Annotated in this window: 4 protein-coding genes; 3 read left to right on the plus strand and 1 reads right to left on the minus strand. The window is 75.4% G+C overall.

Features of this window, described 5'->3' with window-relative positions; all coding sequences use genetic code 11:
• Positions 1 to 115: 115 nt before the first annotated feature.
• Complete coding sequence (locus ACIRJP_RS32400) at positions 116 to 3,736, minus strand: FHA domain-containing protein (RefSeq protein WP_404181904.1); 3,621 nt, start codon at positions 3,734 to 3,736, stop codon at positions 116 to 118.
• 522 nt (positions 3,737 to 4,258) lie between these two features.
• Here ACIRJP_RS32400 and ACIRJP_RS32405 point away from each other — a divergent pair.
• The 3 genes from ACIRJP_RS32405 to prfB all read left to right on the plus strand — a co-directional run bounded on the left by ACIRJP_RS32405 (position 4,259) and on the right by prfB (position 8,640).
• Positions 4,259 to 5,923 (plus strand): serine/threonine-protein kinase, encoded by a 1,665-nt coding sequence (locus ACIRJP_RS32405; protein WP_404181907.1) that lies wholly within the window; start codon positions 4,259 to 4,261, stop codon positions 5,921 to 5,923.
• Positions 5,924 to 6,154: 231 nt separating this feature from the next.
• Positions 6,155 to 7,393 carry a serine/threonine-protein kinase gene (locus ACIRJP_RS32410; protein ID WP_404181910.1) on the plus strand — a complete coding sequence of 413 codons (1,239 nt, stop codon included), beginning with the start codon at positions 6,155 to 6,157 and terminating at the stop codon, positions 7,391 to 7,393.
• Positions 7,394 to 7,533: 140 nt separating this feature from the next.
• A complete protein-coding gene (gene prfB, locus ACIRJP_RS32415; RefSeq protein ID WP_326765877.1) occupies positions 7,534 to 8,640 on the plus strand; it encodes a peptide chain release factor 2 in 1,107 nt (368 codons plus the stop codon).
• Positions 8,641 to 8,792 lie beyond the last annotated feature (152 nt).

The following is an 8,792-nucleotide window of genomic DNA, read 5'->3' on the forward strand; positions in this document are numbered from 1 at the left end:
GTGCGCCCAGTCCTACGCCCGGCGTTCGGGTGCCGCAATACCGCTTCTCGTGTCAACTCCTTGATCGTGATGGGCTCGTGACGTGATGTCAGTGGATGTCCGGACCCGCTCCCGGTCAGGTGTGGACGGGCTCGAGCGGGACTATGGGATCGGCGTTCACCGAACGGGCCGCCCACTCCAGCGCACTGGCCAGCAGCGCCAGGTCCGTCGGTCCGTTGCCCAGTTCGCGGACCGGGCGGCGGGTCGGCGGATCGCCCATCCGCTCCCACTCCAGCGGTACGACGGTGGGCCGCAGCGTGGCGGTACGCGGGATGCGCCCGGTCACCCGGCCGCCCTGGAACGGCGTCACCCGCCCGTCCGGATGCCCGAGCCTGCCCCGTCCGGGCGCGGGGTCCTCCGGCGACGGCGGGACCACCGGGGCGTCCAGCACGATGCGCAGCCGGGCCCCGTGGGCCAGGTCCGTGTCCTCCGTGCGCTCCGGGCGGGCGGACGCCGCGACCAGGTGGACGCCCAGCCGGCCGCCCTCCCGCGCCACGGCCTCCAGGGCCCGCACCACCGAACCCGCGGCGGGGCGGCCGGGGCTGCCGAGCGCCGGGGCGACCAGCGCGTCGAAGTCGTCGACCAGGACGACGAGCCGGGGCAGCGGCGAGGGCCCGGGGTCCGAGGCCGGGGTGGCGGGGCGCAGCCGGAGCGTCCCGCTCATCGGGGCGTCCACGTCACCGCGCTGTTCCGCGGTGACCGGCGGGCGCTGGCCGACCATCCGCCGCGCCACCTCGTGGCGGTGGTGCCATTCGGTGAAGTCGTACGGGCCGAGCAGCTCGGCACGGCGCTTCAGCTCGCCGCCCAGCGCCTGGGCGAACTCCCGCATCCGCACCGGATCGGAGGCCACCAGGTGCATGAACGCGTGCGGGAGCTCGGTGCAGGGGCCGAGGCCCTCGCCCCGGTCGCCGCCCGCGCCGTCCACCAGCAGGATGCCCAGCAGGTCGGGCCGGGCGGCCGCGGCGAGCGAGGCGGCGACGGCCCGCAGCAACTCCGTACGTCCGCTGCCGGCCGGTCCCTCGATGAGGAGGTGCGGGCCCTCCTCCGCCAGGTCCACGCTGACCGCGCCCCGGGGCCCGGCCCCGAGCACCACCACGGGCCGCCCGACGGCGGCGGGGGCGGTGTTTTCGGCCGGGGCCGGGGCGGCTGCGGGCGTGTCGGCTCCCTCCGGGGCGGGGCGCCCGGCAGTGGCGGCGCTCCCGGCCCCCCGCGCGGCGATCCGCGGGGTGTCGCCGCCGCGCGGCCCGCTGACCCGGTTCGAGCCGCGCCCCGACCCGGCCGTACGCAGACTTTCGGCACCCTGGACGTCACCGTCGCCGGGGTACGGGGTGCGGCCCGATCCGGATACGGTCCGCGAGCTCGGTGTGTCCCCGGGCGCGCTGCCGTAGCGCTGCCCGCCGACCCGGGGCACGGAACCGCCGGGATACGGGGTACGGCCGGAGTCGGGGGCGTAGTCGGGGGCGAACGAGTGGCCCGGGGCGCCGATGTGGGTGGCGTTCTCACTGCCGGGGTACGGGGTGCGGCCCGAGCCGGGGGCGTATCCGCCGGTGCCGTCCGGGCCCGGCGCGCCGCCCAGCCGCTGTGCGCCGACGCGGGGAGCCGTGGAGCGCGGGTACTCCGTACGGCCCGAGCCGGGGGTGTCCTTATCGGCGCCGGTCGCCGGTCCGCCCGACCAGCGGCCCGAGCCGCGCACCGTGGCACCGGGCTGGTCGTCCGCGGTGGAGGCCCAGCGGGCCATCAGGGAGGCCGGGGTGGCGCGGGCCAGGCCCAGCTCGTCGAGCAGCCGGGCGGTCGTCGGGAGCGCGGCCGCCGCCGGCCGGCCGGCGGCCGTGGCGGCACCCTCCGTACGCAACGGGGCCAGCGCCCGGCCGAACCGCTCGGCCCAGTGCGCCGACACCCCGTCCACCGCGGCGACCGTGCCCCGGCCCGCGGCCCGGCCGTCCGCCGTCCGCAGCAGCCGCAGGGCCGTCGCCACGTCGCCGCTCAGCATCGCCACCGCCCCGCACTCGCGGAACGCGATCGAGGCGTGGCAGGCGGCCTCGTACGTCGCCGCGACCGGAGAGGTGGGGGTGGCGGCCGGGGTCTCGGCCAGACAGATCAGGTGGATGCCCGCCGCGGCACCGGCGGCGGCCAGCCGGGCGGTGTTCTCGCGCAGCGCCGCCGAGCCCGGGTCGCCGTCGACGACCACCACGGTGTACGGACCGGTGTACCGCTGTGCGGCCTCGGCGATCGTGGCGCGGTCCTGGCTCGCCCAGCCGGGCCCGAGCGGCCCGTCGTCCAGCCGGCGCACCAGCTCCGTCGTACGGGCGGTGGCCTGCTCGCGGTCGTACGCGAGGAGCAGCCGGCACTCCTGGCCGTGCATCGGCCGCAGATGGGGCAGCCAGCCGAGCCAGGCCCACTCACGCCTGCGCTCCTCGGCGCTCCGGGCGCGGTCCGTGCTGATCAGCACGATCTCCAGATCGGTGGGGGTGTGCAGCGCGGCGAGCTGGGCCACCGTCGAACGGGCGAGCCCGGCCAGCCGGGTCCGCGGCCCGGCGAGGCCGAGCGAACCGGCCTCCCGCAGCCCCACCGTCACCGGCACGGCGGGCAGCTCGGCCCGGTCCGTCGTGCCCAGCCGCACCACGAGCGCCTCGGGGTGGGCGGTGCCGCGCTCCCACAGCCGGGGGCCGGGGCCGAGAGCGGTCAGCAGCACGGCCGCCGGATCCGGCCAGACGCTCTGCGCGGCGGTCCCGGACGGTGCCGCGGGGCCGTCCGGGAACAGCGGCTCGGCCGCGCCCCGCCCGTCGGGCGCCGCCTCGTGGACGGGCTCGCCCTTGTTGCCCGCGAGTCTGCGGGCCCAGGCGCCTATCCCGCCCCGCCGGGGCGACTCCTCGCCCGGGGCCGGCCGCCCGCCGTCGGTACGCCCGTCGCCTTCCCCGTACGCGTGACCGGAACCGGCCCCCTCGTGGGGGACGGGGACGGGGCCGGAGCCGGGGGAGACCGCCGGGGCGTACCCGTGGCCGGAGCCGTGCTCCTCGGCCGAGCGGCCGTCGGCACCGGCCGCGGCCAGCGTGCCGGACACCCGCAGATGCCCCTCGCCGTCCGGGGCCGTGGCCAGTGCCGGGGCGGGCGCGCCGGAGGTCAGCCGGAGCGTGGACTCGCCGAGCCGCAGCAGCGCACCGGGCTTCAGCCGGACCGGCCGGTCGCGGACCGCCGCGCCGTCGAGCAGGGTGCCGTTGGTGGAGCCGAGATCTGCCACCGAGACCAGGCCGTCGGCGGAGACCGTCACCGCGCAGTGCAGCCGGGACACATCGGGGTCGTCGATCGGCACGTCCGCGTCGGCGGAGCGGCCGATCCGGATCTGCCCTCCGTGCAGCAGATGGACCCCGCCCGCGTCCGGCCCCGCGACCACGTGCAGCCGCGCCGGGACGGCGTCGTCCACCGCCTCGTCCTCGCCCGGGACCTGGAGCGAGAGCACCGCCCCGTCCACCAGCGGTGGCTCACCCAGCGCGCACCGCTGCGCGTCGAGCCGCTCGCGCCCGGCGAACAGCACCACCGCGCCGCTGCCGAGCGAGCCGTCCGGCCCCAGGACGGCCGCGGCCAGGTTGGACGCCACGGTGGCGAGTGCCGTCCCCGACGGGGCGGTGACCAGCACGTCGCACGCGCGCGCCGGGGTCTGGCCGCTGCGCGGCGCGAGGACGGTCAGCCGGATCTGCATCGCCGTCAGCGGTCCCTTCTGCGCGGGGCGCCGGGCAGGGGTAACGGCCTGTGATCCCCCCACCCGACACGGACGCGTCGTCCGGTACAGGTTCGTCACGTGCCGCAGGGCTCCCGACCCCACAGTCCGTGCTGGAGGCATCCTCGCACCTGCCACTGACAACACGCCCGGCGGTCACGGCTAAGTGATCTTGAAACGTCGGCTGTGCGCCCATAAGTGCCTGCTTGAGTGCTTGCTCGGAACGTTGCCGGAGGCGACGGAACCGTTCCGGAAGAGCGTCCGGGGCGGCGCGTCGCACGCGTGTGCGGCAACCATCCGCCCGATGTGAGCGTCTTGTTCCGCAACCGGTCGGTGCCGCCTCGGGGCGGCACCGGCCGCGATGGGCGACGAGAGTCCCCCGATGCCGCCCGGCCGCCCTCCGGGCGTCGGCGGCGGTTTGACGGCAGGCCCTAGAGTTGGGCCCGAACTCCCGGGCGGATCCGGGAAGACCGTAAGCACCACGATCTGCAGGGAGCGCATGACGTGCGGCCGGTAGGCAGCAAGTACCTCCTGGAGGAGCCGCTGGGACGCGGCGCCACCGGCACCGTCTGGCGTGCCCGCCAGCGGGAGGCCGCGGGCGCCGAGGCGGCCGTCGCGGGCGAGCCCGGCGAGACCGTGGCGATCAAGGTCCTGAAGGAGGAGCTCGCCAACGACGCCGACGTCGTGATGCGGTTCCTGCGCGAGCGCTCCGTGCTGCTCCGGCTCACCCACGAGAACATCGTGCGCACCCGCGACCTGGTCGTCGAGGGTGACCTCCTCGCCCTCGTCATGGACCTGATCGACGGCCCCGACCTGCACCGCTACCTCCGCGAGAACGGCCCGCTCACCCCGGTCGCCGCCGCGCTGCTCACCGCGCAGATCGCGGACGCGCTCGCCGCCAGCCACGCCGACGGCGTCGTCCACCGCGACCTGAAGCCCGCCAACGTCCTGCTCGACGAGCGCGACGGCCGGATGCGCCCGATGCTCACCGACTTCGGCATCGCGCGCCTGGCCGACTCCCCGGGGCTCACCCGGACCCACGAGTTCGTCGGCACGCCCGCCTACGTGGCGCCCGAGTCGGCCGAGGGCCGCCCGCAGACCTCCGCCGTCGACATCTACGGCGCGGGCATCCTGCTCTACGAGCTGGTCACCGGCCGTCCGCCGTTCGCCGGCGGCACCGCTCTCGAAGTGCTGCACCGGCACCTCAGCGAGGAGCCCCGCCGCCCCTCCACCGTCCCGGCCCCGCTGTGGACGGTCATAGAGCGCTGCCTGAGCAAGGACCCCGACCGGCGGCCCAGCGCCGAGAACCTGGCCCGCGGCCTGCGCGTCGTCGCGGACGGGATCGGCGTGCACGCCAGTTCCGCCCAGATCGCCGCGGCCGACGGCGTGGGTGCCCTGCTCGCCCCCGACCCGGCGCCCGCGGCCGTGCCGCAGACCCCCGGCGCGGCGGACCCGACGCAGGTGCTGCCGAGCAATGCCGGCTCGTACGACCCGAACGCCGCCACCAGCGTCATGCAGCACGCCCCCGGCCAGGGCACGGGCGGGCACGCCGACCCGACCTCGGTCCTGCCGCCCGTTCCGCCGCGCCCGGACGGCCCTCCGCAGCCCGAGGAGCCGCACCCCTGGCAGTCCCAGCTCCGGGCGGCCCGCGACCGCAACGAGCAGACCCAGGTCCAGTACCTCGACCCGGGCCAGGACCCGCTGCGCCGCCGCCCCCAGCGCCCGCAGCCCCAGCAGCCTCAGCAGCCCCAGAGGAGGCAGCAGCAGCCGCCGCATCAGCAGTACCAGCAGCCGCAGCAGCAGTACCCCCAGCACCAGCAGCAGTACCAGCCGCAACCCCAGCCCCAGCCCCAGCGGCAGCAGTACGCGCCCCCGCAGCAGCCGGCGCCCCAGCCGCCGGCCCCGCGGCCGCCCCGCGAGCCGAGGCAGCGCAGCGCCAACCCGATGCGGATCCCCGGCCTCGGCTGCCTCAAGGGCTGTCTGTTCACCCTGGTGCTGCTGTTCGTCGCGGGCTGGCTGATCTGGGAGCTGACCCCGCTGCAGGACTGGATCGGCCAGGGCAAGAGCTACTGGCAGGCGATCAGCGACACGGTCTCCACCGTCACGGACTGGATCTCGAAACTGGGCGGCGGCGACGGCGGTGGCAGCAGCGGCAACACCGGCCCCTGAGCGCGCTCGCGACATCAGCCCCTGAGCCGTGGCCGCGACACCGGCCTCCGAGGGGCCGCACACCATCAAATCTGTAGCTATATCGACTTCCGCGGGCCAGTTTCCACCGCATATCGCCCGCAGAAGTGAAGGTTGGCACCATCCCGGGCACTCAACCCCTCGGCCGACGCGTAACTTTGTCGACCGGGGGTCATGAGCGACGGTCCATCGCCAGCCGCTGAGGGAGCAGTCTTGGCACGGAATATCGGCAGCCGGTACACCGCACACCAGATCCTGGGGCGCGGCAGCGCCGGCACGGTCTGGCTCGGCGAGGGGCCCGAGGGCCCGGTGGCCATCAAGCTGCTCCGCGAGGACCTCGCGTCCGACCAGGAACTCGTCGGCCGCTTCGTCCAGGAGCGCACCGCCCTGCTCGGGCTCGACCATCCGCACATCGTCGCCGTCCGCGACCTCGTGGTGGACGGCAACGACCTGGCACTGGTCATGGACCTGGTGCGCGGCACCGACCTGCGCACCCGCCTGGACCGCGAACGCCGCCTCGCCCCCGAGGCCGCCGTGGCGATCATCGCGGACGTCGCCGACGGCCTCGCCGCCGCGCACGCGGCCGGGGTGGTCCACCGTGACGTCAAGCCGGAGAACATCCTGCTCGACATGGAGGGCCCGCTCGGCCCCGGCGGCTCGCACCCCGCGCTGCTCACCGACTTCGGCGTGGCCAAGCTGATCGACACCCCCCGCCGCACCAAGGCCACCAAGATCATCGGCACGCCGGACTACCTGGCCCCCGAGATAGTCGAGGGGCTGCCGCCGCGCGCCGCCGTCGACATCTACGCTCTCGCCACCGTCCTGTACGAACTCCTCGCCGGCTTCACACCCTTCGGCGGCGGGCACCCCGGCGCCGTGCTGCGCCGACACGTCACGGAGACGGTCGTACCGCTCCCCGGCATCCCCGACGAGCTCTGGCAGCTCCTGGTCCAGTGCCTGGCCAAGGCCCCCGCCTCCCGGCTGCGCGCCTCCGAGCTCGCGGCCCGGCTGCGCGAGCAGCTCCCGCACCTGACCGGCATCCCGCCGCTCGACGTGGACGAGCCGGACTCCGAGCCGGAACCCCAGACATACGACGAGCAGCAGTACACCCCCGCCCCCGAGGAACCCCGCCGCCGCGGCGCGGTCCCGCTGGTCCCCGGATCGTCCGCCGACTCCAACCGCGACACCCACACGAGCATGCGCGTCCCGGCCCCCGACGAGCTCTCCGGCGGCCCCCGGGGCACCGCCAGGGCCCCCCGCTCCCCGGGCACGCCCCGCCCCGGCTCCGCCCGCAACAAGTCCGCGGCCGTCCGCAAGCGCCGCCTCACGCTGGGCGCCGCGACCCTGGTGCTGCTGGTGGCGCTGGGCGTGGGCGGCTGGCTGGCGCTGAGCGGCGACGACGAGGGCGCACCCGCGCGGGAGACGGGGAACTCGGCGCCGGGCATGCCCTGACCCGAGGGCTCGGCGAGGGGGTTCCCGGCGGCCCTTGGAGTGGTCCCGGAGCGGTCCCCACAGGCGCCCGGCACACGGTCGCGGGGTCCTGATCATGCGGCCCGAGGAACGTCCGTGCCGACAGCCGTTACGCTGGACCCGTGGCAGTCGTCGATATTTCCGAAGAGCTGAAGTCCCTCTCCTCGACCATGGGGTCGATCGAGGCCGTCCTGGACCTGGATGCGCTGAGGGCGGACATCGCCGCGCTCGAGGAGCAGGCGGCAGCGCCTTCCCTCTGGGACGACCCGGAGGCGGCGCAGAAGATCACCAGCAAGCTTTCGCACCTCCAGGCCGAGGTCCGCAAGACCGAGGCCCTACGCGGCCGGATCGACGATCTCGAAGTCCTCTTCGAGCTCGCCCAGGACGAGGGCGACGCCGACGCCCTGGCCGAGGCCGAGTCCGAGCTGGAGTCGGTCCGCAAGGCGCTGGACGAGATGGAGGTCCGTACGCTCCTCTCCGGCGAGTACGACTCCCGCGAGGCGCTGGTCAACATCCGGGCCGAGGCCGGTGGCGTGGATGCGGCCGACTTCGCCGAGAAGCTCCAGCGCATGTACGTCCGCTGGGCCGAGCGGCACGGCTACAAGACCGAGGTCTACGAGACGTCGTACGCGGAAGAGGCCGGCATCAAGTCGACCACCTTCGCCGTCCAGGTGCCGTACGCCTACGGCACGCTCTCCGTCGAGCAGGGCACCCATCGGCTCGTCCGCATCTCGCCCTTCGACAACCAGGGCCGCCGCCAGACGTCCTTCGCGGGCGTCGAGGTCCTGCCGGTGGTCGAGCAGACCGACCACATCGAGATCGACGAGTCCGAGCTGCGCGTGGACGTGTACCGCTCGTCGGGCCCCGGTGGCCAGGGCGTCAACACCACGGACTCCGCGGTCCGCCTGACCCACCTCCCGACCGGCATCGTCGTCTCCTGCCAGAACGAGCGCTCGCAGATCCAGAACAAGGCATCCGCGATGAACGTCCTCCAGGCGAAGCTCCTCGAACGCCGACGCCAGGAGGAGCAGGCCAAGATGGACGCACTCAAGGGCGACGGCGGCAACTCCTGGGGCAACCAGATGCGGTCGTACGTCCTGCACCCGTACCAGATGGTCAAGGACCTGCGTACGGAGTTCGAGATGGGCAACCCGGAAGCGGTCTTCAACGGCGAGATCGACGGCTTCCTGGAGGCGGGTATCCGCTGGCGCAAGCAGCGGGAAAAGTAGGAACAGCAAGCGTTCACGGCGGTGGGGGGGGGCCCCCGGGGGGGGGGGGGCCCGCCGGGGGGGGGGGGGGGGCGGGGGGGGGGGGGGGGGGGGGGTTGGGGGGGGGGGGGGGGGGGGGGGGGGGGGGGGGGGGGGGGGGGGGGGGGGGGGGG

Origin of the sequence: Streptomyces sp. NPDC102437 (genome assembly GCF_044765565.1) — a bacterium.
Classification (GTDB): domain Bacteria; phylum Actinomycetota; class Actinomycetes; order Streptomycetales; family Streptomycetaceae; genus Streptomyces.